Annotated in this window: 18 protein-coding genes and 1 tRNA gene; 14 read left to right on the forward strand and 5 right to left on the reverse strand. The window is 62.0% G+C overall.

Annotation, left to right across the window (positions count from 1 at the left end; genetic code table 11):
* Positions 1 to 133 precede the first annotated feature (133 nt).
* Positions 134 to 1,288, reverse strand: a complete 1,155-nt coding sequence (locus ACU680_RS05945) for a MalY/PatB family protein (protein ID WP_448178914.1) — start codon at positions 1,286 to 1,288, stop codon at positions 134 to 136.
* Between the two features lie 320 nt (positions 1,289 to 1,608).
* Here ACU680_RS05945 and fdnG point away from each other — a divergent pair, with 320 nt between their 5' ends.
* From fdnG to ACU680_RS05980, 7 genes are all read left to right on the forward strand, one after another.
* Positions 1,609 to 4,674: a formate dehydrogenase-N subunit alpha gene (fdnG, locus tag ACU680_RS05950; protein ID WP_448178915.1), complete on the forward strand. Its 3,066-nt coding sequence runs from the start codon at positions 1,609 to 1,611 to the stop codon at positions 4,672 to 4,674.
* Entirely contained in the window at positions 4,675 to 5,610 is a 936-nt protein-coding gene (gene fdxH, locus ACU680_RS05955) for a formate dehydrogenase subunit beta (protein WP_448178916.1), read from the forward strand.
* Positions 5,607 to 6,272 (forward strand): formate dehydrogenase subunit gamma, encoded by a 666-nt coding sequence (locus tag ACU680_RS05960; protein ID WP_367084489.1) that lies wholly within the window; start codon positions 5,607 to 5,609, stop codon positions 6,270 to 6,272. Before fdxH ends, ACU680_RS05960 begins: the two co-directional genes overlap by 4 nt.
* Positions 6,273 to 6,275: 3 nt before the next feature.
* Positions 6,276 to 7,202 (forward strand): formate dehydrogenase accessory protein FdhE, encoded by a 927-nt coding sequence (fdhE, locus tag ACU680_RS05965; RefSeq protein ID WP_448178917.1) that lies wholly within the window; start codon positions 6,276 to 6,278, stop codon positions 7,200 to 7,202.
* A 49-nt stretch (positions 7,203 to 7,251) separates the two neighbouring features.
* Positions 7,252 to 8,664, forward strand: a complete 1,413-nt coding sequence (gene selA / locus ACU680_RS05970) for an L-seryl-tRNA(Sec) selenium transferase (RefSeq protein WP_448178918.1) — start codon at positions 7,252 to 7,254, stop codon at positions 8,662 to 8,664.
* On the forward strand, positions 8,661 to 10,577 hold the full coding sequence (gene selB / locus ACU680_RS05975) for a selenocysteine-specific translation elongation factor (protein ID WP_448179131.1): 1,917 nt from the start codon (positions 8,661 to 8,663) through the stop codon (positions 10,575 to 10,577). The genes selA and selB overlap by 4 nt, the downstream gene beginning before the upstream one ends.
* A gap of 7 nt (positions 10,578 to 10,584) precedes the next feature.
* Positions 10,585 to 10,680, forward strand: a tRNA-Sec gene (locus ACU680_RS05980).
* A 310-nt stretch (positions 10,681 to 10,990) separates the two neighbouring features.
* Here ACU680_RS05980 and ACU680_RS05985 read toward each other — a convergent pair.
* Complete coding sequence (locus ACU680_RS05985) at positions 10,991 to 12,373, reverse strand: aspartate aminotransferase family protein (RefSeq protein ID WP_448178919.1); 1,383 nt, start codon at positions 12,371 to 12,373, stop codon at positions 10,991 to 10,993.
* A gap of 159 nt (positions 12,374 to 12,532) precedes the next feature.
* On the opposite strand from ACU680_RS05985, the gene ACU680_RS05990 reads away from it, so the two are divergent.
* On the forward strand, positions 12,533 to 13,141 hold the full coding sequence (locus ACU680_RS05990; RefSeq protein WP_202368229.1) for a TetR/AcrR family transcriptional regulator: 609 nt from the start codon (positions 12,533 to 12,535) through the stop codon (positions 13,139 to 13,141).
* A gap of 6 nt (positions 13,142 to 13,147) precedes the next feature.
* Here the strand turns inward: ACU680_RS05990 and ACU680_RS05995 are convergent, their stop codons facing one another.
* The 3 genes from ACU680_RS05995 to ACU680_RS06005 form a co-directional block, all read right to left on the reverse strand.
* The gene (locus ACU680_RS05995; protein ID WP_448178920.1) at positions 13,148 to 13,741 is read right to left on the reverse strand and encodes a DUF502 domain-containing protein; all 594 of its coding nucleotides are present in this window, start codon (positions 13,739 to 13,741) and stop codon (positions 13,148 to 13,150) included.
* Positions 13,742 to 14,087: 346 nt separating this feature from the next.
* Entirely contained in the window at positions 14,088 to 14,759 is a 672-nt protein-coding gene (locus ACU680_RS06000) for a DUF3313 domain-containing protein (RefSeq protein WP_448178921.1), read from the reverse strand.
* A gap of 35 nt (positions 14,760 to 14,794) precedes the next feature.
* Positions 14,795 to 15,118: a hypothetical protein gene (locus ACU680_RS06005; protein WP_448178922.1), complete on the reverse strand. Its 324-nt coding sequence runs from the start codon at positions 15,116 to 15,118 to the stop codon at positions 14,795 to 14,797.
* A 166-nt stretch (positions 15,119 to 15,284) separates the two neighbouring features.
* Here ACU680_RS06005 and ACU680_RS06010 point away from each other — a divergent pair, with 166 nt between their 5' ends.
* The 6 genes from ACU680_RS06010 (at position 15,285) to ACU680_RS06035 (ending at position 21,899) form a co-directional block, all read left to right on the forward strand.
* Positions 15,285 to 15,995, forward strand: a complete 711-nt coding sequence (locus ACU680_RS06010) for a response regulator (RefSeq protein ID WP_448178923.1) — start codon at positions 15,285 to 15,287, stop codon at positions 15,993 to 15,995.
* On the forward strand, positions 15,992 to 17,320 hold the full coding sequence (locus ACU680_RS06015; protein ID WP_448178924.1) for an ATP-binding protein: 1,329 nt from the start codon (positions 15,992 to 15,994) through the stop codon (positions 17,318 to 17,320). The genes ACU680_RS06010 and ACU680_RS06015 overlap by 4 nt, the downstream gene beginning before the upstream one ends.
* A 62-nt stretch (positions 17,321 to 17,382) precedes the next feature.
* Positions 17,383 to 18,567 (forward strand): DUF2252 family protein, encoded by a 1,185-nt coding sequence (locus ACU680_RS06020; RefSeq protein WP_007967039.1) that lies wholly within the window; start codon positions 17,383 to 17,385, stop codon positions 18,565 to 18,567.
* 93 nt (positions 18,568 to 18,660) lie between these two features.
* Positions 18,661 to 19,950, forward strand: a complete 1,290-nt coding sequence (locus tag ACU680_RS06025) for an NAD(P)/FAD-dependent oxidoreductase (RefSeq protein WP_448178925.1) — start codon at positions 18,661 to 18,663, stop codon at positions 19,948 to 19,950.
* 23 nt (positions 19,951 to 19,973) lie between these two features.
* Positions 19,974 to 20,531: a helix-turn-helix domain-containing protein gene (locus ACU680_RS06030; RefSeq protein ID WP_448178926.1), complete on the forward strand. Its 558-nt coding sequence runs from the start codon at positions 19,974 to 19,976 to the stop codon at positions 20,529 to 20,531.
* A 21-nt stretch (positions 20,532 to 20,552) separates the two neighbouring features.
* Positions 20,553 to 21,899: a glutamine synthetase family protein gene (locus ACU680_RS06035; RefSeq protein WP_448178927.1), complete on the forward strand. Its 1,347-nt coding sequence runs from the start codon at positions 20,553 to 20,555 to the stop codon at positions 21,897 to 21,899.
* The last annotated feature ends 84 nt before the right edge of the window (positions 21,900 to 21,983 follow it).

Raw genomic sequence — 21,983 nt, forward strand, 5'->3', positions numbered from 1 at the left:
GCGCTGCACACCCACTGCAAACACAAACCCCCTGTAGGAGCTGCCGCAGGCTGCGATCTTTTGATCTTGTTTTAAAAAACCAACGTCAAAAGATCGCAGCCTTCGGCAGCTCCTACAGGGGGAGGTGGTGTTTTCAGGATTTGCGGTTGGTCAGGGCGCGCTCCATGCGGCTGATGCCTTCTTCGAGCAGCGAGCGCGGGCAGCCGAAGTTCAGGCGCACGAACTGTTGGTGCTGGTCACCGAAGTCCAGACCGGGGCTCAAGCCGACTTTGGCCTGTTCGAGGAAGAACTGCTGCGGATTGTCCAGCTCCAGCGCCGAGCAATCGAGCCACGCCAGATAGGTTCCCTGCGGCACATTGATCGTGACGCCCGGCAAGCGGCTGCGCACCGCATCCACCAGCCAGTCGCGGTTGGCCTGCAGATAGGTTTTCAGTTCGGCCAGCCACGGCGCACCTTCGCTGTAGGCGACGCGGGTGGCTTCCATGCCCAGCGGGTTGACGCTGTCGACCATGCCGCAACGGGCGTGGTTGAAGCGTTCGCGCAGGGCGGCGTCCTGGATGATCATGAACGAGGTCTTGAGGCCGGCGATGTTGTAGGCCTTGCTCGCCGACATCAGGGTGATCGTGCGCCTGGCGATTTCCGGGCTCAGCGAGGCGGTCGGAATGTGCACGCGGCCGTCGAAGCACAGCTCGGCGTGGATCTCGTCGGAGATGATCCAGGCGTCCTGTGCCGCGCAGATATCCGCCACGGCTTGCAGTTCTTCACGATCGAACACTTTGCCGATCGGGTTGTGCGGGTTGCTCAGGAGCAGGGCGCCGCCACCGTTCAGCGATTCGCGCAGGGTCTCCAGCGGGGTGGCATAAGTGCCATCGGCCTGGGCGACGAATTCCAGCTCGACCTTGTTCAGCCCCCAATGCCCCGGTGCATGTCGCAGCGGCGGATAGTTCGGCACCTGCACCACGACGTTCTGCTGCGGCTGCACCAGCGCTTTCAAAGCCATGTTGAAACCGGATTCAACACCCGGCAGGAAGATCAGCTCCTGCGGTTTGACCTTCCAGGCGAACTTGTTCCACAGGTCGGCGACGATGGCTTCACGCAGGTTGTCCTGCGCCACGCTGTAGCCTACCAGGGGGTGTAACAGGCGCTGCTGCAGTGCCTCGATGATGACCGGCGGCGCGGCGAAATCCATATCAGCGACCCACATCGGCAACACATCGGCCGGGTAGCGGCTCCACTTGGTGCTGCCGGTGTTGTGGCGGTCGAATAGCTGATCAAAATCGAAAGTCATGCGCGGTCTCGTGAAGGCGGGATGGGTCCTGGGCGCCATTCTAAGCCCAACGCGACCCATGTGGGAGCTGGCTTGCCAGCGATGGCGTCGTCACTGTCGCTATTGGTGTTGGCTGATCCACCGCTTTCGCTGGCAAGCCAGCTCCCACAGGGTTTTGTGTTCGTTGGCGAATAGACCGACAAACGGCCGACGGTCGGTTTTCACACAGAGTGTGTGGTCATTGTCTACAGTGAAAAAGTCGGCAGCCATTCTGCCGTAACCGTGTTTGTCCAGAAAAAGCCCGGCTCAAGTACCGGGTTCCACCTGATCAGGAGTGCACGATGGATCTCAGCCGTCGTCAATTCTTCAAGGTCGCCGGTATCGGCCTTGCAGGCTCTAGCCTGGGCGCGTTGGGCATGGCCCCGACGCTGGCCTTCGCCGAGCAGGTGCGTCACTTCAAGCTTGCCCACACTCATGAAACCCGCAACACCTGCCCGTATTGCTCGGTCGGTTGCGGCTTGATCATGTACAGCCAGGGCGATGCCGCGAAGAACGTCGCGCAAAACATCATCCACATCGAGGGCGACGCCGACCACCCGGTCAACCGCGGCACCCTGTGTCCAAAAGGCGCGGGCCTGCTGGATTTCATTCACAGCCCGGGCCGCCTGCAATATCCGCAGGTGCGCAAACCCGGCAGCAGCGAGTGGACACGCATCGGTTGGGACGAAGCACTGGATCGCATCGCCGACTTGATGAAGGCCGACCGCGACGCCAACTTCATCGAGAAGAACGCCACCGGGCAGACGGTGAATCGCTGGCTGACCACCGGGTTTCTCGCCGCGTCGGCAGCGTCCAACGAAGCCGGTTACATCACCCAGAAGGTGATTCGCAGTCTCGGCATGCTGGGGTTCGATAACCAGGCGCGTGTCTGACACGGCCCGACGGTGGCAAGTCTTGCCCCGACATACGGCCGTGGTGCCATGACCAACACCTGGACCGATATCGCCAACGCGAATCTGATCCTGGTGATGGGCGGCAACGCAGCAGAAGCGCATCCCTGCGGCTTCAAATGGGTGACCGAGGCCAAGGCGCACAACGCTGCCCGGCTGATCGTGGTCGACCCGCGTTTTACCCGGACCGCTTCGGTGGCCGACTATTACGCGCCGATCCGCACCGGTACCGACATCGCCTTCATGGGCGGGCTGATCAATTACCTGCTGACTCAGGACAAGATCCAGCACGAATACGTGCGCAACTACACCGACGTCTCGTTCATCGTCAAAGCCGGCTATGGCTTTGAAGACGGCATCTTCAGCGGCTACGACGCGGCCAAACGCAGCTACACCGACAAATCCGGCTGGGGTTACGAGCTGGGGGAAGACGGCTTCGTCAAGGTCGACCCGACCCTGCAGGATCCGCAGTGCGTCTATCAATTGATGAAGCAGCATTACAGCCGCTACAACATTGAGCTGGCGAGCCAGATCTGCGGGATGCCGGTCGATGCCATGCAAAAAATCTGGGATGAGATTGCCACGTGCTCCACGCCGGGCAAGACCATGACCATCCTGTATGCACTCGGCTGGACGCAGCACTCGATCGGCGCGCAGATCATCCGCAGCGCGGCGATGGTGCAACTGCTGCTGGGCAACGTCGGCATGCCGGGTGGCGGCGTGAATGCCTTGCGCGGCCACTCGAACATTCAGGGCCTGACCGACCTCGGGTTGCTGTCCAACTCGTTGCCGGGCTATCTGACCCTGGGCAGCGATGGCGAGCAGGACTACAACGCCTTCATCAAAAAGCGCACACAGGTGCCGCTGCGTCCGGGGCAATTGTCCTACTGGCAGAACTACAGCAAATTCCACGTCAGCCTGATGAAGTCGTGGTACGGCGCCAACGCGACGCTGGAGAACAACTGGAATTACGATTACCTGCCGAAACTGGACATCCCCAACTACGACGTCCTGAAAATGTTCGATCTGATGAGCCAGGGCAAGGTCAACGGCTACATGTGCCAGGGTTTCAATCCGATCGCTGCGCTGCCGGACAAGAACCGGGTGATGGGCGCGCTGGCCAAGCTCAAGTGGCTGGTGGTGATGGATCCGCTGGCCACCGAAACTTCGGAGTTCTGGCAAAACGTCGGGCCGTACAACGACGTGAAAAGCGCCGAGATCCAGACCGAAGTGATTCGTCTGCCGACCACTTGCTTTGCCGAGGAGGACGGCTCGCTGGTCAACAGCAGTCGCTGGCTGCAATGGCACTGGAAAGGCGCCGACGGCCCCGGCGAAGCGCAGACCGACATTCGCATCATGAGCGAATTGTTCCTGCGCCTGCGCAAGCGTTATCAGGCCGAGGGCGGCAAGTTCCCCGATCCGCTGCTGAACCTGTCCTGGCCGTACAAGATCCCGGATGAGCCTTCGCCGGAGGAACTGGCCAAGGAGATCAATGGTAGCGCCATGGTCGATTTCACCGATGCCAGCGGCGTGGCGGTCAAGGCCGGCTCGCAACTGGCCGGGTTCGGGTTGCTCAAGGACGACGGCAGCACCGCGTCCGGTTGCTGGATCTTCGCCGGCAGCTGGACCGAGGCCGGCAACCAGATGGCCCGGCGTGACAATGCCGACCCGTATGGCATGCATCAGCATCAGGGCTGGGCCTGGGCCTGGCCGGCCAACCGGCGGATCCTCTACAACCGCGCTTCGGCAGACGTTGCGGGCAAACCGTGGGATCCGAAAAAGCGCCTCGTATGGTGGAACGGCAAGGCCTGGGGCGGCACCGACGTGCCGGACTACAAGGCCGATGTGCCGCCGGAAGCCGGGATGAACCCGTTCATCATGAACCCCGAGGGCGTGGCGCGGTTCTTCGCCGTCGACAAGATGAACGAAGGGCCATTCCCCGAGCACTACGAGCCGTTCGAAACACCGATCGGCATCAACCCGCTGCACCCGCAAAACAAGAAAGCCACCAGCAACCCGGCGGCGCGGATCTTCGATTCGGTCTGGGAAAGCCTCGGCGAAGCCAAGGACTTCCCGTACGCCGGCACCAGTTACCGGTTGACCGAGCACTTTCACTTCTGGAGCAAGCATTGCAAGTTGAATGCGATTGCCCAGCCCGAGCAGTTCGTCGAAATCGGCGAAGTGCTGGCGAAGGAGAAGGGCATCGCGGCTGGAGATCGGGTGCGGGTCAGCTGCAAGCGCGGGTTCATCGAGGCGGTGGCGGTGGTGACCAAACGCATCCGGCCGCTGCAGGTCAACGGCCAGGTGGTGCATCAGATCGGCATCCCGCTGCATTGGGGGTTCACCGGCCAGACGCGCCACGGTTACCTGACCAACACCCTGGTGCCGTTCCTCGGCGATGGCAACACACAGACCCCGGAATCCAAGTCATTCCTGGTCAACGTGGAGAAACTGTAAATGGCCAGCCAAGACATCATTGCCCGCTCGGCCACCACCACGGTGCCGCCCTCGGTGCGGAATCAGCAGGCAGTCGCCAAGCTGATCGACACCACCAAATGCATCGGCTGCAAGGCCTGCCAGGTCGCCTGCTCGGAATGGAACGAGCTGCGCGACGAGGTCGGCCACAACCACGGCACCTACGACAACCCGCAGGACCTGAGCGCAGAAACCTGGACCCTGATGCGCTTCACCGAACACGAAACCGACGCCGGCAACCTGGAGTGGCTGATCCGCAAGGACGGCTGCATGCATTGCGCCGAACCGGGGTGCCTCGCGGCTTGCCCGAGTCCCGGGGCGATCATCAAGCACGCCAACGGCATCGTCGATTTCGATCAGGATCACTGCATCGGCTGCGGTTATTGCATCACTGGTTGCCCGTTCAACATTCCGCGGATTTCGCAGAAGGATCACAAGGCCTACAAATGCACCTTGTGTTCCGACCGCGTCGCGGTAGGGCTGGAGCCGGCCTGTGTGAAAACCTGCCCGACCGGCGCCATCGTCTTTGGCACCAAGGAAGACATGAAGGAACACGCCGCCGAACGCATCGTCGACCTGAAAAGCCGTGGCTTCGACAACGCCGGGCTGTATGACCCGGAAGGCGTCGGCGGCACTCATGTGATGTATGTGTTGCACCACGCCGACACGCCGAAGATCTACGCCGGGTTGCCCGATGCACCAGCCATCAGCCCGCTAGTGGGCCTGTGGAAAGGCATCAGCAAACCGCTGGGCCTGCTGGCAATGGGCGCGGCGGTGCTGGCCGGGTTCTTCCATTACGTGCGTATCGGGCCGAATCGCGTCGAGGAAGATGAACATCCGGCGCCAGCCGATACTTCGGTACATGTCGTCGATCCGGCGGTGCACACCTTCGATCCACGCGGGGAGGACCGGCCATGAGCAACAAGACGATCCTGCGTTACACCGCCAACCAGCGCACCAATCACTGGCTGGTGGCGATTCTGTTCTTCATGGCCGGGCTGTCAGGGCTGGCGTTGTTTCATCCGTCGATGTTCTGGCTGACCCACCTGTTCGGCGGCGGGCCGTGGACACGGATCCTGCACCCGTTCATGGGCGTGCTGATGTTCGTGTTGTTCCTCGGTCTGGTGTTCCGCTTCTGGCGTTCGAACTTCTTCATCGACAATGACTGGAAGTGGATGCGCCGCATCGACCGGGTGCTGGTCAACGATGAAGAAAGCGTACCGCCGGTGGGCAAGTACAACGCCGGGCAGAAGATGCTGTTCTGGACTTTACTGCTGTGCATGCTCGGTTTGCTGTTCACCGGGCTGGTGATCTGGCGCGCGTATTTCAGTGCGTACTTCGGCATCACCGTGATCCGCTGGGCCATGCTCCTGCATGCGCTGGCCGGGTTTGTGCTGATCCTCAGCATCATCATTCACATCTACGCCGGGCTGTGGATCAAGGGTTCGGTGGACGCGATGCTGCATGGTTGGGTCAGCCGCGCCTGGGCGAGAAAACACCATGAACTCTGGTATCGCGACATCACCCGCGATGAACGCAATCCGGACGTACCGGAGCGACCGATCACCAAAAAGGGCTGACTTTTGGCAACCATTCTTGAACCCGGGGAAATCGAAGCGGCGGCCAGTTCGCCGCCGTTTCTGCACCTGCCGCCGCACAACCTGTTCACCTTGCGCGCCCAGCGCCTGGAGCAATTGGCTCAAGGGCATCCGCTGGCCGATTACCTGCGGCTGATCGGCGGATTGTGCCGGGCTCAGCAGCAGGTATTCGACGATCCACCGCTGACGGCACCGTTTGATCAGCAAAGGATCGAAGCCTGTCAGCTGCATGGTTTGCCGCCGTTCGCCGCCGACACATTGTTGCGCGAAGAGGGCTGGCAGGTTTATCTGGATGCTCTGTTGCAACGCTACGTGCCGCCCGATCAACCCGCCGTGGTCGACGCGCTCGCCACCTTGCGTGGCGCCAGTGCCGGGCAGTTGCGTGCGTGGGCCGTGGCGCTGGTCAGCGGCCAGTATTCGATGGTGCCGGCGCAGTTGGTGCCGTTTCTCGGTGCCGGGTTGCAAGCGGCGTGGAGCCACTGGCTGCTCAGCGTGCCCCACCTGCAACTGAAATCCGGCGACAGCCTCAGCCAGTGCCCGGGTTGCGGCTCACCGGCGATGGCCGGGGTCATTCGTCATCGCGGCAAACACAACGGCCTGCGTTATCTGGTGTGTTCGTTGTGTGCCTGCGAATGGCATGTGGTGCGGGTCAAGTGCGTGTATTGCGAATCGAGCAAGGGCCTGGATTACCTGAGCCTTGAGGATGATCGGCATGCGGCCAATCAGGCGCCGATTCGGGCGGAGGTCTGCCCGGGCTGCAACAGCTATTTGAAACTGCTGTACCTGGAAAACGATGCCGAAGGCGAAGCGCTGTCGGCTGACCTCACCAGCCTGCTGCTCGACATGCGTCTGGCGCAGGACGGTTATCAGCGTTTGGCACCGAATCTGTTGCTGGCGCCGGGAGACGAATGACCAGAGCGTCTACACTCGCCGGACAGTCTTGTTTTTTCGGGAGTGGCTGATGTCCGCAAGTGTGGCCCCGCGTTTACCTTCCATTGATGGGTTGTTGCGTCACCCGGCGTGTTTGCCGTTGGCCGAACGTTATGGCCGCGAGTCGTTGCTGGCCAGCTTGCGCCAGTTGCTCGATGAGTTGCGTTCCAGCGTGTTGAACGGCCAATTGTCAGCCGTCGAAATCAGCCCCGACGTACTCGCCGGGCGGGTTGCTGAGCGTCTGGCCCAGCAGCAGCGCAGCAACGTGCGGCGGGTGTTCAACCTGACCGGCACGGTGCTGCACACCAATCTTGGCCGGGCGCTGTTGCCGGATGAAGCCATCGATGCGGTGCAGATGGCCGCCCGTTATCCGCTCAATCTGGAATTCGATCTGGCCAGTGGCAAACGCGGTGATCGCGATGACCTGATCGAAGGCCTGATCCGCGAACTGACCGGTGCCGAAGCCGTTACCGTGGTCAACAATAATGCAGCTGCGGTGTTGCTGACGCTGAACAGCCTCGGCGCACGCAAGGAAGGCATCATCTCGCGCGGCGAGTTGATCGAAATCGGCGGCGCGTTCCGCATCCCCGACATCATGGCCCGCGCCGGCGTGCGTCTGCACGAAGTCGGCACCACCAACCGCACCCACGCCCGCGACTACGAAGCGGCGATCAGCCCGCGCAGCGGTTTGATCATGCGCGTGCATGCGAGTAACTACAGCATCGAAGGTTTTACCGCGCGGGTGCCCACCGCCGAACTGGCCGAGCTGGCTCATCAACACGGCTTGCCGCTGCTGGAGGATCTGGGCAGCGGCAGTCTGCTGGACTTGACCCGCTGGGGTCTGCCGGCGGAACCGACGGTAAGGCAGGCGCTGCTTGATGGCGCGGACATCGTCACCTTCAGCGGCGACAAATTGCTCGGCGGGCCACAGGCCGGGTTGATCGTGGGGCGCAAAGATTTGATCGCGAAGATCAAGAAGAACCCGTTGAAGCGCGCCTTGCGGGTCGACAAGTTGACCCTGGCCGCACTGGAAGCGGTGCTCGGCCTGTATCGCGATCCCGATCGCCTAGCCGAACGTCTGCCGAGTTTGCGCCTGCTGACTCGCCCGCAAGCGGAGATCCTCGCCCAGGCTTCTCGCCTGCAACCGGCGATGGCGGAAGTCTTGGGCGAACCCTGGCAGGTCAGCGCCGTGCAGGCCTTGGGCATGATCGGCAGCGGCAGCCAACCGGTGGCCCGTCTGCCGAGTGCAGCGCTTTGCCTGCGCCCGCAGGTATCGAAACGCTTGCGCGGGCGTTTTCTGCTGAATCTGGAAGCTGCTTTGCGCAGTCTGCCGATCCCGGTGCTCGGTCGCATTGACGACGACGCGCTGTGGCTGGACCTGCGCCAACTCGACGACGAGCCGGCGTGGCTGGCGCAGTTGCCGCAGTTGCAGGTCGAGTCGTGATCGTTGGCACCGCCGGGCACATCGACCACGGCAAGACCTCGCTGCTGCAAGCCCTGACCGGGCAAACCGGCGACCGCCGCCCGCAGGAGCGCGAGCGCGGAATGACCATCGACCTCGGTTATCTCTACGCGGAGCTGGAACCCGGCGCCGGGCTGACCGGGTTCATCGATGTGCCGGGCCACGAGAAATTCACCCACAACATGCTCGCCGGGGCGCAGGGCATCGATCTGGTGTTGCTGGTGGTAGCGGCGGACGACGGAGTGATGCCGCAGACCCGCGAGCATCTGGCGATTGTCCAGTTGCTGGGCATTCCCCGGGCGCTGGTGGCGATCACCAAATGCGATCGGGTTGAAGCGGGCAGGGTGGAGGAGGTGCAGCGCCAGGTTCTGGATTTGCTCGAACCCGGGCCGTTTGCCGAAGCGCCGATATTGGCGCTGTCGAGTGTGACTGGGCAGGGCGTCGATGAACTGCGCCAGAGCTTGCTGCAGATTCAAAGCGAAGTGCATGAGCGCAGTCGCGACGGTGGTTTTCGCCTGGCCATCGACCGCGCCTTCAGCGTGGCGGGCGCCGGGATTGTGGTCACCGGCACGGCGTTGTCGGGCACGGTGTGTATCGGGGACAAACTGACCCTCGCAGCGTCCGGCAAATCGGTGCGGGTGCGAGGACTGCACGCGCAAAACCAGCCCGCCGAGCAGGCCTTCGCCGGACAGCGGGTGGCGCTGAATATCAGTGGCGATCGACTGGCGCTGGAACAGATCCATCGCGGTCAATGGCTGTTGGCGGAGTGGCTGCACGCACCGACGCAACGGGTCGATATCGAGTTTCAGTTGTTGCCCGGTGAGCGCACGTTCGAACATTTTCACCCGGTGCACGTGCACCTCGGTACGCAAGACGTCATCGCCCGCGTGGCGTTGCTCGAGGGTCCGCGTTTGCGTCCCGGCGAACGGATGTTTGCGCAACTGCTGATCAATGCGCCGGTGCATGCGGTAAAGGGCGACCGCTTGATCCTGCGCGACCAGAGTGCGCAACGCACCCTCGGCGGCGGGCAGGTGCTCGACCCGTTCGCCCCGGCCCGACAGCGCCGCAGCCCGGAACGGCTGGCACAACTGCAAGCGCTGGCCAGCAGCGACAGTCTTGAACAGGCGCTGCCGATGTTGCTCGACCACAGCGCTGGCGGCCTCGATCCGCAACGGCTGGAGCGCCAGTTCAATCGCCCGCGTGAAGACTGGGCGCTGCCGGCCAACGTGCGCCTGATCGACACCCGCCAAGGCCCGGTGCTGTTCAACGTGCAGCGCTGGGGGCAGCTGAAGTTCACCCTGTTGGAGCAGTTGGCCAAGTTGCATGAACTGGAACCGGACCAGATGGGACCGGATCGCGATCGCCTGCGCCGCTTCAGTGGTCTGGCGCTGGAGCGTTCGACCTTCGGCAGCCTGCTGGAAGAACTGCGCGCCGCCGGATCGATCAACGCCAGCGGGCCGTGGTTGCATCTGCCGGATCATCAGGTGCGTTTGAATGGCGAAGACGAAGCGCTGTGGCAGCGTATACAGCCGCTGTTCGAACAGGCCGGGTTTGATCCGCCGTGGGTGCGTGATGTCGCCAAAGTGCTTGGCGAGGATGACGCGCCGGTGCGTCTGTTGCTGCGCAAACTGGCGCGCCTGGGGTTGATGCATCAGGTGGTGCGCGACCTGTTTCTGACTGACCTGCAACTACGGCGCATGGCGGACATTCTGTTGCAACTGGAGCAGGAAAATCCGTCGATCCAGGTGACAACCTTCCGTGATGCGCTAGGCTTGGGACGCAAACGCTGCATTCAGTACCTGGAATACTTCGACCGCCTCGGTCTGACCCGACGCATCGGCGAATCCCGGGTGATCCGCCACGACAACGCGCTGGCCAGTGCCGACGCACCCTGAGTTCAAAGGAAGGCAATCGCGCCCGGTGGCGCGGCCGGGCTTCAAACCCGGTTGGGGACGGCATCCGTTCCCGGGCAGGTTCGACTCCGGCTGCCTTCCGCCAATTACTACAGCATCCACGACGCACTGAATCCCCTGTGGGAGCGAGCTTGCTCGCGAATGCGGTACGTCATTCAACATCTATGTCGACGGATCGACCGCTTTCGCGAGCAAGCTCGCTCCCACAGGGATTGGGTTCCAAATTTGAATGACAGGGTTACCAAACGACAGATCAAACCGCGCCTCTTGATTCCAGATTTACCTCGATTCCTTGTGGGAGCGAGCTTGCTCGCGAATGCGGTACGTCATTCAACATCTATGTCAACTGATCGACCGCTTTCGCGAGCAAGCTCGCTCCCACAGTGAGTTATGGGTTAGAGGCGGCCGTATTCGCGGGCTGTGCGATCCACCGCGATACGTGTTTTGTCGACCAATTCATCCAGCTCCGCCCGCGTGGCGATCAGCGCGGGGGCCATGATCATCCGGCCCAGCGTCGAGCGAATGATCAGGCCTTCTTCAAAACCAATCGTGCGGCAGCGCCAGGCGATGTCGTTCTCGTTGGCGAAACGCTTGCGGGTGGCTTTGTCTTCGGCGAACTGCAATGCCGCCACCAGCCCCACGCCCTGAATCTCACCCACCAGCGGGTGGTTGCCGAACACCTCGCGCAGGCAGTTCTGCAGGTACGGGCCGGTGTCGGTTTTCACCTGAGTGACCACGCCTTCATCGCGCAACGCCTTGAGGTTGGCAATCGCCACCGCAGCCGCCACCGGGTGGCCGGAGTAGGTCAGGCCGTGAGCGAACACGCCGCCTTTTTCCACCAGTGCCTCGGCCATGCGCCGCGACAGAATCAGGCCGCCCATGGGGATGTAGCCGGAGGTCAAGCCTTTGGCGATCGACAGGGTGTCCGGCTCGAAACCGAAGGCCTGATGCGCGAACCATTCGCCGGTGCGGCCGAAACCGCCAATCACTTCGTCGGCACACAGCAGCACATCGTACTTGCGGCAGATGCGCTGGATTTCCGGCCAGTAGGTGGCGGGCGGGATGATCATGCCGCCGGCGCCCTGGAACGGTTCGGCGACGAACGCGGCGACCTTGTCGGCGCCCAGTTCGAGGAACTTGTCTTCCAGTTGTCGCGCCGCCCGCAGGCCGAATTCTTCGGGGCTGAGGTTGCCTTCGTGGGCGAACCAGTATGGCTCGTCGATGTGCGCGACGTCGGGGATGGTGCCGCCCATTTCGTGCATGAATTTCATGCCGCCCAGCGCCGTCGCAGCCAGGGTCGAGCCGTGGTAGCCGTTCCAGCGGCCGATCATGATTTTCTTCTCGGGTTTGCCCATCACCTGCCAGAACTTGCGCACGGTGCGGATCAGCACTTCGTTGGCTTCCGAGCCGGAGTTGGTATAGATCGCGTGGCTATAGTGCTGGGGCAGCAGGCTGAACAACAGTTCGGAGAGCTCGATCACCTGCGGGTGAGTGGTGTGGAAGAACATGTTGTAGTAGGGCAGTTGTTCCAGCTGTGCGGTGGCAGCAGCGGCCAGATCCTTGCGCCCGTAACCGAGGTTGGTGCACCACAGGCCGGACATGCCGTCCAGGTAGCGCTTGCCGTCGTTGTCCCACAGCGCCAGGCGATCACCGCTGACCATCACCCGCGGGCCTTCCTCGTTGAGGGCCTTCTGATCGACGAACGCGTGAATGTGGTGGGCGGCGTCGGCGGCCTGGTAATCGCGGGTGCTGCGGGTCGGATCGAATTCGGCGGACATGGCGGTTCTCCAGAGAAACGGGGCAAGTGGGTGCGCGTTCATTCCAGCGGTGCACGGTTAATATTTGTCACTTAAAAATATTTTTGTAAAGAAAATATTTGTCGGTGAAAAAATAAATCCGTAGGCTGACGACCATCAGCAAGTCAGGACAAAGGCACCATGAGCGGGCTCAGAGAGCGGCAAAAGGAACAGCGCAGGGAAGTCATCGCGCAGGCAGCGCTGGAGCTGTTCAAGACCAACGGTTTTGCGGCCACCACGCTGGACCAGATCGCGGTCCAGGCCGGGGTGTCCGCGCCGACGGTGGTCAATTATTTCGGTGGCAAACAGGAGATCTTGCTGGCCTTGCTCAAGCAACCGGACGAGCAGGCCATGCGCGAGGCGCGGGCCAATCTGGATGACGACAGCGATCCGCTGGAGGCGTTGTGCGAGTTCGAAGGCTTGATGACTGACTACCAACTGCAAGCCATGCCGGCCTCGCTGTGGCGTGAATTGGCACCGTTTCTACTGACGGGTGAGTTGGCGCTGGCGTTGAGTCCGTGGAATGCGGCGGTGATCGAAGAGACCAAGGCCCTGCTCGGGCATTTTCAGGCGCAGGGCAAGGTGCGGGCGACGGTAGATCTGGACGTGGCGGCGACGCTGTTCAATCAGTACGCGAACATGGCGTTTATCCGTCTGGCGACCGAGCCTGAGCCGGACCGGGCGGCACATGCCGAACACATGCGCGGTGTGCTGGGTTTGATCTGTCATGGCATTTTGAGCAGCGAGTAGTGGTTTTCAGGTTTTCGGCAACCACGGCTGCATCAACTCCAGCATCCCGCGTCCGCCTCGGCGGAGCCCGGCGGCCATGGCCAGCCACGACAGCTCGGTAATGATCACTTCGCGGGCGTGCAGCAAGCGCACTTCGCCCGCCGTGCCACCGGCCGTTCCGCCATCCGGCATGTACACGGTCATCCAGTCACCGACACTTTCCACCACCAGACACAGACGCCAGCCTTGTTCCTCGGCAATCAGGCCAACCTTCGAGCCGTCGGGGTTTTCCATCCCGGCAAAGCGTGTGGTGGTGTCCTTGAGCAACTGGTAACCCGGCAGATTGCTCAAGACCTTGTCTACGCCGTTTTCGATCGCTCGGGCGGCGGTGGAAGTGCGGGCCAGCAGCCCGGCGAGAAAACACAGCACAATCAAACCGAACAACGTCGCCAGCGTGATCAGGGTCACGCCGGCAACGTCGTGCCCGGCAAACATCGGCAGCAGCTTTTCCACGGGGCCACGCAACAGGTGGATGGCTTTTTCCAGCAGGACGAAAACCAGCACCAAAGGCAGAATGAACAGCAATCCGCCAATCACGGTGGTTTTGATGAACTTGAACATGGCAGCTCCTTGCTGAATTCCTTCAGTGACACAAAGCAAGGCTAGCTGAATAAAATGCCGAGACAGATCGGCGGCGGACAAGGAGCAGGGCGCATGAGCGCTGGCGCGACATCTGGCTCGATTGCACCCAGAGCATGAGTGGATTCAGCGATTGCGACCGACTGAAAAATACTCCCAACTCAACGAATGACTGTGGCGAGGGAGCTTGCTCCCGCTGGGTGCGCAGCAGCCTTCTCTGAGAAGCGGGACCGCTTCGCGCTCCAGCGGGAGCAAGCTCCCTCGCCACAGGCTACTTCTGTTCAGCAAACTCCCTCGCCACAACAGACTTGTTCATCAGTAGATATGGCTAACGGCGGGTCGCCAGGTAGGACTGCCCAAGATCACTCGCCCAACCATCCAGCACCGCTTTGACGTCATCGGCGGTCAGTACCTGTTTGTCGTTTTCCAGCGGTAGCCCGGTGCCCTTGCGCACGACTTCGGCGACCACTTCGCCGGTTGAGCCGTCTTCGAATGAGACTTCGGTGGTGATTTCGCTGTCCTGATCGCGGATGCCGGTGGCGGTGCTCACACCTGCAGCGACCAGCGTCACCGGTAGCCATTCATAAAAGCGCAGGCCCTGGGTGCTGGCGGCGACGCGGGTGATCGCCGGTCTGACGGTCAGGGTGTTCGGGCCGGGTTGCGGCACCAGGCGCATGACCTTGCCCAGTTCCAGCCTGAGCGCGGCGTCGTAGTACTCGGTGACGCCGGACAGCGTGCTCAGCGGGATCCGCTCGCTCGGCGCGGCGCTGGGGTAGAACTGGCTGGGCGCCAGATAGACTTGGGTGTAACGCCCCCGGGCCAATGCCGGGCTGACCCAACTCAGCACTGTCTGCCCCGATGGCGACTGGTGCTCGCTGAGCACGCTGTAATCGTACAGGAATCCCGTGTACTTCTGCGGTTCGACGGTTTTGCTGCTGCAGGCCGACAGGCTCAGGGACGCCGTACACAGCACCGACATCAAGCAATGGCTTCTGATCATGCGAATCCTTGTTTTGCGCTGTTGCCCCGCGTGGTTTAAGCGCGGGCTGTGATGGGGGAGGAGAGTGGCGGGGTGTTGTCCGAGCATTCGATGTGCAGACGGCCGTGGCTCATGATCCATTGGATGAGCTCGGCGGTCGGAATCGAATGCACGTACTCCACCCATTGCGAATCGCTGGGGCCGTACTGCTCGAAATAGCGGCGCAGGACGATACGGCTTTGGTCATCTGACAGGCCCAGGCAGAACTCCTGAAACAACAGCGGCGTATCCTGCTCGGGCGCGCTGGTGCGCTGGCTGAGAATCAACGGATAGCGGGCGTCGTGGCCCTCGGCGGTATAACGGTTGTGCAATGCGCTCATTGAAAGCCCCCCGGTTGTCGATGGCGTGCAGGGTGCCTGAGGGGTTTTGCCGCAGAATGTCTGCTTGATGTCCGGGACGACGGAATGTTGCTCGATTGAAATATATGACCCGCCCGCCAGAATAGTTTTAGATGCGTTCTTTTTTTGGCCTGAGGATCCTGTGCCCGTGAGCAGACTGCTGATCGTCGACGATGACGTGGAAATTCTCGCCCTGCTGAAGAAGTTCTTCGTCCAGCACGCCTACGAGGTCGATGTCGCCGCTGACGGCGCAGCGATGTGGGCGGCAATTGCCCGGCAGCGCCCGGACACGATCATTCTCGACCTGATGCTGCCCGGTGAAGGGGGCCTCAGCCTGTGCCAGAAAGTGCGGGCGCAGATGGGCATTCCGATCATCATGCTGACCGCCATGGGCGAATTGAGCGACCGGATTGTCGGCCTTGAACTGGGCGCCGATGACTACGTCACCAAACCGTTCGCCCCGCGTGAACTGTTGGCCCGTCTGCGCGCCGTGCAGCGTCGCGCCGGTGAGCAGGTCAGCCCGGCGAGTGAACCGGCGCGGCCGGTGATCGCCTTCGCCGGTTGGCATCTGGATATCACTTGTCGCGAACTGCGCTCCCCGGAAAACGTGATGATTCCGCTGTCCGGTGGCGAGTTCGATCTGCTGGTGGTGTTTCTCGAACACCCGCAGCGCATTCTTACCCGCGAACAATTGATCGACCTGTCTCGCGGTCAGGGCCACGACGCCTTTGATCGCAGCATCGACGTGCAGGTCAGCCGCCTGCGGCGCAAGATCGAGCCGGACAGCAAACGCCCGGACCTGATCCGCACTGTGCGCAACGGCGGTTACATGTTCACCGCCAAGGTCAGTCGCACATGATCCGTCGATTCCTGCGCCGTGATCCGCTGAGTCGGCGGATTGCCCTGACCATCGTCGCGGCCATGCTCGCTTCGCTGGCACTCAATTTCCTGTTCGTGGAGGTTGCCGGAACCTGGGCGCGGCCACCGATTGAACGCACCGGGTTGCTGGAGCAGATCGCCGCGACCGTCAAGGTGATCGAGGCTGCGCCCGCGCCTTTACGCCCAAAACTGGCGCAAGCGGCAACCGGCCCGGCGCTGGAGGTGATGTGGCATGCACAACGGGCCGAGTTCGGATTGCCAACGGCGGGTACGCAGCTTGTGGCCGACAAGACGTCGGGCTTGCATCAGTTGTTTGGCTATGAGCGAGACATTCGGGTGTTCAACCCCGGTGACTGGCCGAGTGGCAGCCCGCTCGGCCGCTATGCGGCGCTGATTCAATTGCCGGATGCCAGCTGGTTGCTGTTCTCTTCGCCCGAGCGCTCCTGGGGTCTGGACATTGGCACGCGCATCGCGATCATCATCGCCCTCGGCCTGATCGCTACCGTGCTGGTGGCCTGGCTGGCCACAAGGCAACTGGCCCAGCCACTGCAACGTTTCGCCAGCGCCGCCCGGCGTTTTGGCGGCGACCTGCGCGCGCCGCCGATCAAGATCGAAGGCCCGGACGAGATCCGTCAGGCGATCATCGCCTTCAACACCATGCAGGCGCAGATTCAGCACTACATCAGCGAGCGCACGCACATGCTCGCGTCGATTTCCCACGACTTGCGGGCACCGCTGACCCGCATGCGCCTGCGCAGCGAGTTCATGGAGGATCTCGATCATCAGGACAAACTGATTCGCGACATCGAAGAAATGCGCCTGATGATCAACTCCGCGCTGGCGTTTTTCCGGGAGGACACGCAGCCGGAACCCACCACCGCGTTCGACCTGTCGGAACTGCTGCAGACGATCGTCGACGACTATCGCGACCAGAACATCGCTATCGACTTCAGCGGTCCCGCGCATCTGGTCTACGAGGGCCGCCCGCTGGCGATCAAGCGGGTGATCGTCAACCTGCTGGAAAACGCCGAAAAGTACGCGCAGCAGCCGGCGATTGCCTTGAGCCGTGATGGCCTCGGCGTCTGTATCGACATCACCGATGACGGGCCGGGGATTCCCGAGGCGTCATTGCAGCAGGTGTTCGATCCGTTTTTCCGTCTCGAAACTTCACGCAATCGCGAGACCGGCGGGGTCGGGCTTGGGCTGTCGGCGGCGCGGGCCATCGTGCGTGATCAGGGCGGTGAACTGAAGTTGAGCAATCGCAGCAGCGGTGGCTTGCTGGCCCGGGTGGAATTGCCGCTGTAATACTTTGCAACATTTACAAGCGCTCGACGGTCAACAGGACACATTCACTGCAAGAAGCGTCCATGAAAACCCCACGGCCCTCCGCACGTCTTGAACCCTTGTCGCAACTGCGCAATCTGAAAATGGCCCGTTCCGCGCATGCCTATGTGCGCGGCAGTACGGTGCAGTTTTATGAGTGGCTGCACAGCCAGCCCGGGCGCAGCCTGCCGAAAGGGCCGGCGGTGTGGATCTGCGGCGATTGTCACGCCGGCAATCTGGGGCCGACCGGCGATCTCAAGGGGCGCATCGACATCCACATCCGCGACCTTGATCAGACCGTTATCGGCAACCCTGCGCATGACTTGGTCCGGCTGGCACTATCGCTGGCGACTGCCGCCCGTGGCTCCGATCTGCCGGGTGTGGCCACGGCACGGATGCTCGAAGAGATGATGCGCGGCTATGAGCAGGCATTCGAAGACGATGTCGACAAAGAGCCGCCAAGACCCGCGCAAGTCAAGGCCGGCATGCGCAGCGCGGTGCAGCGCACCTGGAAGCATCTGGCGCAGGAGCGCATCGAGAACACCAAACCGACCATTCCGCTGGGCAAGCATTTCTGGTCGCTGTCACGGGAAGAACGCAGCGCGCTGAAATCGCTTTGCGCAACGCCTGACGTCCATACGCTGGTGACGTCCCTGAAGGGCCGCTCGAAGGATGATCGGGTGAAGATGCTCGATTCAGCCTATTGGGTCAAAGGCTGCAGTTCGCTGGGACTCAAGCGTTATGCGGTGTTGCTGGGGGTGGGCGAGGGCGATGATCAGGAATATTGCCTGCTCGATATCAAAGAGGCAGTTGCTGCCGCCGCCCCCCGGGTGGCGCGAGCAGCGATGCCCCGCGACAACGGCAAACGTGTGGTCGAAGGCGCGCGTTTCCTCTCGCCGGGACTGGGCAACCGGATGATTGCGACCCGAGTGCTCGACCATGGTTTCTTCATCCGCGAACTGCTGCCACAAGACATGAAACTGGAACTGGATCAGTTGAGCCAGACTGACGCGATGCTCGCCGCCGGGTATCTGGCCCGGGTCGTGGGGCTGGCCCATGCGCGGCAGATGGACATGAGTACCCGCGCCGAATGGATGCGTGAATTGCAGACCTGTCGCTCGAAAACACTGGATGCGCCGTCGTGGCTGTGGACGAGTGTCGTGCAGTTGGTGGGCAGCCATGAAAAGGGCTATCTGGAGCATTGTCGGCGCTATGCGCTGGAGCACTGATTTGCGTGCGTGAAACAGTTGTCGGTTGCCGATATGAAATTTGTTCTGTAGATTTTCATGAAATTACAAGAACAGAATTTCACGAGGCGGCAAATGTTTCAGCACTCCCAGCGCCATGTCGACAGCTATTACGCGCACAGTTGCGCCGATATCCTGAGTCACCGACCTGCACTCGAAGGCGCGCAGGCCTGCGATGTGGTGATCATCGGCGCGGGGTTCAGCGGTTTGCACACAGCGTTACGACTGGCGCTGGCCGGCAAGCGCGTCACCGTACTGGAAGCCAGTCGCGTGGCATGGGCCGCCTCGGGGCGTAATGGCGGGCAGGCGATTCTGGGCTGGTCGTGCGACATGCCGCCGCTGGAAGCTGCGCTCGGATATGAGCGCGCCCGGCGTCTGTGGGACGGCATGCGTTGGGCCGCGCAGGAGCTGCGTGAATTGCCTGGGCGGCATGGCTTCGATTGCGACTATCGCCCCGGCCATTTGTGGACGTCGGTGATGCCGCGCCGGGTCAGTCTGCTGACTGAATGGCAACACGAAGCCAGTCACAAGTGGGGCCATGACGGTCTGCAGTTCATCCCTCGCGAAGATTTGCCGCAATGGGTCGCCAGCGATCGTTATCAGGCCGGCCTCTACGACGCTGAAGGCGCACACCTCAATCCGCTGAAACTTGCGCTCGGGCTGGCCGCCGCCATCGAGCGGGCCGGCGGGCTTATCTACGAACAAAGCAAAGCGCTGAATTACCGGGAAGAGGCAGGCGGGTTTCGGGTCAACACCGAGCGCGGTTCGGTGAAGGCCGACGTGCTGGTGCTGGCCTGCAACGCCTATCTCGATCAACTCGATCCGCAACTCTCAAGCTGCATCCTGCCGGTCGGCACCTATCAGGTCGCCACCGCACCACTGACACCGGAACAAGCCACCGCGCTGCTGCCGAGCAACGTTTGCGTGACTGACAACCAGTTCGTTCTCGATTACTTCCGTCGCACACCCGATAACCGCTTGTTGTTCGGCGGTGGCTGTACCTATCTGGGCGGTATGCCCAAGGACATTGCGGCGGCTACCCGACCATTTCTCGAACGGGTGTTTCCGCAACTCAAGGGCGTCGAGGTGGAATTCGCTTGGGGCGGGCATATCGATCTGACCATGAACCGTACGCCGGATGTCGGCGGCGAGGGCAATCGTTATTGGCTTCAGGGCTATTCGGGCCACGGCGTGCTGCCGACGCTGGCCGCCGCCCGTGCGGTGTCCGATGCGATTCTTGGCAAGGATGATGAGTTGGCGTTGTACCAGGGCCTGAGCAATGGCCGTTTCCCCGGTGGCAAGCACTTCGCCGCACCGCTGGAGGCCATCGGCAAGGCCTGGTATCGGCTGCGCGACAGCATTTGACGAAATTTTCTGGGAACCCCGGCATGAACAAGCAAGAAGAAATCGCTGCGCTGGCGATCCTGATCCACGACCTGCGCAAGCACAAGAAATACACCCTCAAGGATCTGGCCGACAAGATCGGCCGTTCGGTGGGTTTTCTCTCGCAGGTCGAACGTGGGCTGTCGCGCCCGACCGTGGCCGATCTCACCGCGATCAGCGAAACCCTCGGCGTGCCAACCACCTATTTCTACAGCCTGCCCAAAGCCAAGCAAGTGCCGTGGGTCACCCGCCCGGACGAGCGCCGCACGCTGTATTACGCCAACGGCATCACTGACATTCTGGTGTCGCCACAAATGCGCGCCTCGTTTTCCATGCTCGAAAGTCATCTGGAACCGGGCGCGAGCAGCGGCGACCGCCACATGAGCGACAGCTCGGAGCAGGGCGGTTACGTGCTCGAAGGCGAACTGACCTTGTGGCTGGGCAACGACGACGAGCCGGTGACCTTAAAAGCCGGCGACAGCTTTCAATTCGACAGTCACACCCATTGCCGTTACGGCAACCTCAGCGAGCAGCTCACCCGCGTGCTGTGGGTCTACACCTGACAACAACAAAGGAAATCCAAGATGGACGCTGTCTGCTCTGACCTGCTCGCCGAAGTGCGCGCGTTTCGCCAACGCTACCCCGAGGTGCGTTATGTCGACCTGATTTCTCTGGACATTCCGGGGCACTTCTACGGTAAGCGCTATCCGGTCGACATGCTCGAAAAAGTCGCGGCGGGCGGTGCGCTGAAACTGCCGCAGAACTGCGTGCTGCTGGGCGTGCAGGGCGGGTTGTTCAAGATCGGCGATTACTGTTTCAACGACGGCGACCCGGACGCCGTGCGCCGCCTCGTTCCGGGCACACTCAAACCGGTGACTTGGGAAGCGCAGCCGCTGGGGCAGATGCTGATTACCTCCGACGGCACCGCCAAACCGATCGAATTCGAACCCCGTGAAGTATTGGCGCAAGTGCTGAATCGACTGGCGGGCAAAGGCATTCACCCGGTCGTGGCGTTCGAGCTTGAGTTCTATCTGTTCGACAAGAAGCTGCGCGACGGCCTGCCGCAATTTCCCCGCGACGAACTGACCGACGATGCCGATGATCAGCCGAACATGCACATCGAACGCCTGTCGCGCTTCGCCCCGGTGCTCGATGAAATGGTGGAAGCAGCGCGGGCTCAGGGCATCGACGCCACGGTGATCACCGCCGAGCTGGGGCCTGGGCAATTCGAGATCAATTTCGGCCATCTGGACGACGGCCTGCGCGCGGCCGATTGGGCGGCGCTGTTCTGTCGCAGCACCCGTGGCGTTGCGCTCAAGCACGGCTACCGCGCCAGTTTCATGGCCAAGCCCTACGTGCAACATCCGGGCAGCGGCATGCACGTGCATGTCAGCCTGTATGACGCCGCCGGCAACAACCTGCTGGCGGCCAATCACCAGCAAGCGCTGCGCCATGCAGTGGCCGGCTGCCTGGATCTGCTGCCGCACAGCATGCCAATCTTCGCCCCGAACCAGAACGCCATGCGCCGCCTGAGCGGCACGGTGAACACCGCGACCCAGGCGAGTTGGGGTTACGAGGATCGCGACGCCTGCCTGCGCATCCCCGAATCGGACACGAAAAACCTGCGCATCGAATACCGGCTGGCCGGCGCCGACGCCAACCCGTATCTGGTGCTGGCGGCAATTCTGGTGGGTCTGGAACATGGTCTGGCATCAGGCAAGGAGCCGATCTCGCCACTCAACGACGATCGCAACAGCGGTATCGATTTTCCGACGGAAATCCTCGACGCGGTGCGCGCTCTGCAGCACCAGCCGCAACTGCGTGCGGGACTGGGTGCCGAGTTCGTCGACGTGTATTGCGAGAACAAGCGTCAGGATCACCTGGCATTCATGCAGGAGATCAGTGCGCGGGAGTATCGCTGGTATTTGTGATCACTGGTTCAGCGCCACACTTGAGTCAGGTGCGGGGGCCGCGATGACCGGATGGAATTCAGTACCGGTGAATTCCATGGTTCA

Source organism: Pseudomonas sp. LF020, from assembly GCF_053456425.1.

Bases quoted from the DNA above. Each gene is read 5' to 3' on its own strand.
- ACU680_RS05945 (WP_448178914.1), bottom strand. From the start codon at position 1,288: ATGACTTTCGATTTTGATCAGCTATTCGACCGCCACAACACCGGCAGC.
- fdxH (WP_448178916.1), top strand. From the start codon at position 4,675: ATGGCCAGCCAAGACATCATTGCCCGCTCGGCCACCACCACGGTGCCG.
- ACU680_RS05960 (WP_367084489.1), top strand. From the start codon at position 5,607: ATGAGCAACAAGACGATCCTGCGTTACACCGCCAACCAGCGCACCAAT.
- selA (WP_448178918.1), top strand. From the start codon at position 7,252: ATGTCCGCAAGTGTGGCCCCGCGTTTACCTTCCATTGATGGGTTGTTG.
- ACU680_RS05985 (WP_448178919.1), bottom strand. From the start codon at position 12,373: ATGTCCGCCGAATTCGATCCGACCCGCAGCACCCGCGATTACCAGGCC.
- ACU680_RS05990 (WP_202368229.1), top strand. From the start codon at position 12,533: ATGAGCGGGCTCAGAGAGCGGCAAAAGGAACAGCGCAGGGAAGTCATC.
- ACU680_RS05995 (WP_448178920.1), bottom strand. From the start codon at position 13,741: ATGTTCAAGTTCATCAAAACCACCGTGATTGGCGGATTGCTGTTCATT.
- ACU680_RS06000 (WP_448178921.1), bottom strand. From the start codon at position 14,759: ATGATCAGAAGCCATTGCTTGATGTCGGTGCTGTGTACGGCGTCCCTG.
- ACU680_RS06005 (WP_448178922.1), bottom strand. From the start codon at position 15,118: ATGAGCGCATTGCACAACCGTTATACCGCCGAGGGCCACGACGCCCGC.
- ACU680_RS06015 (WP_448178924.1), top strand. From the start codon at position 15,992: ATGATCCGTCGATTCCTGCGCCGTGATCCGCTGAGTCGGCGGATTGCC.
- ACU680_RS06020 (WP_007967039.1), top strand. From the start codon at position 17,383: ATGAAAACCCCACGGCCCTCCGCACGTCTTGAACCCTTGTCGCAACTG.
- ACU680_RS06025 (WP_448178925.1), top strand. From the start codon at position 18,661: ATGTTTCAGCACTCCCAGCGCCATGTCGACAGCTATTACGCGCACAGT.
- ACU680_RS06030 (WP_448178926.1), top strand. From the start codon at position 19,974: ATGAACAAGCAAGAAGAAATCGCTGCGCTGGCGATCCTGATCCACGAC.
- ACU680_RS06035 (WP_448178927.1), top strand. From the start codon at position 20,553: ATGGACGCTGTCTGCTCTGACCTGCTCGCCGAAGTGCGCGCGTTTCGC.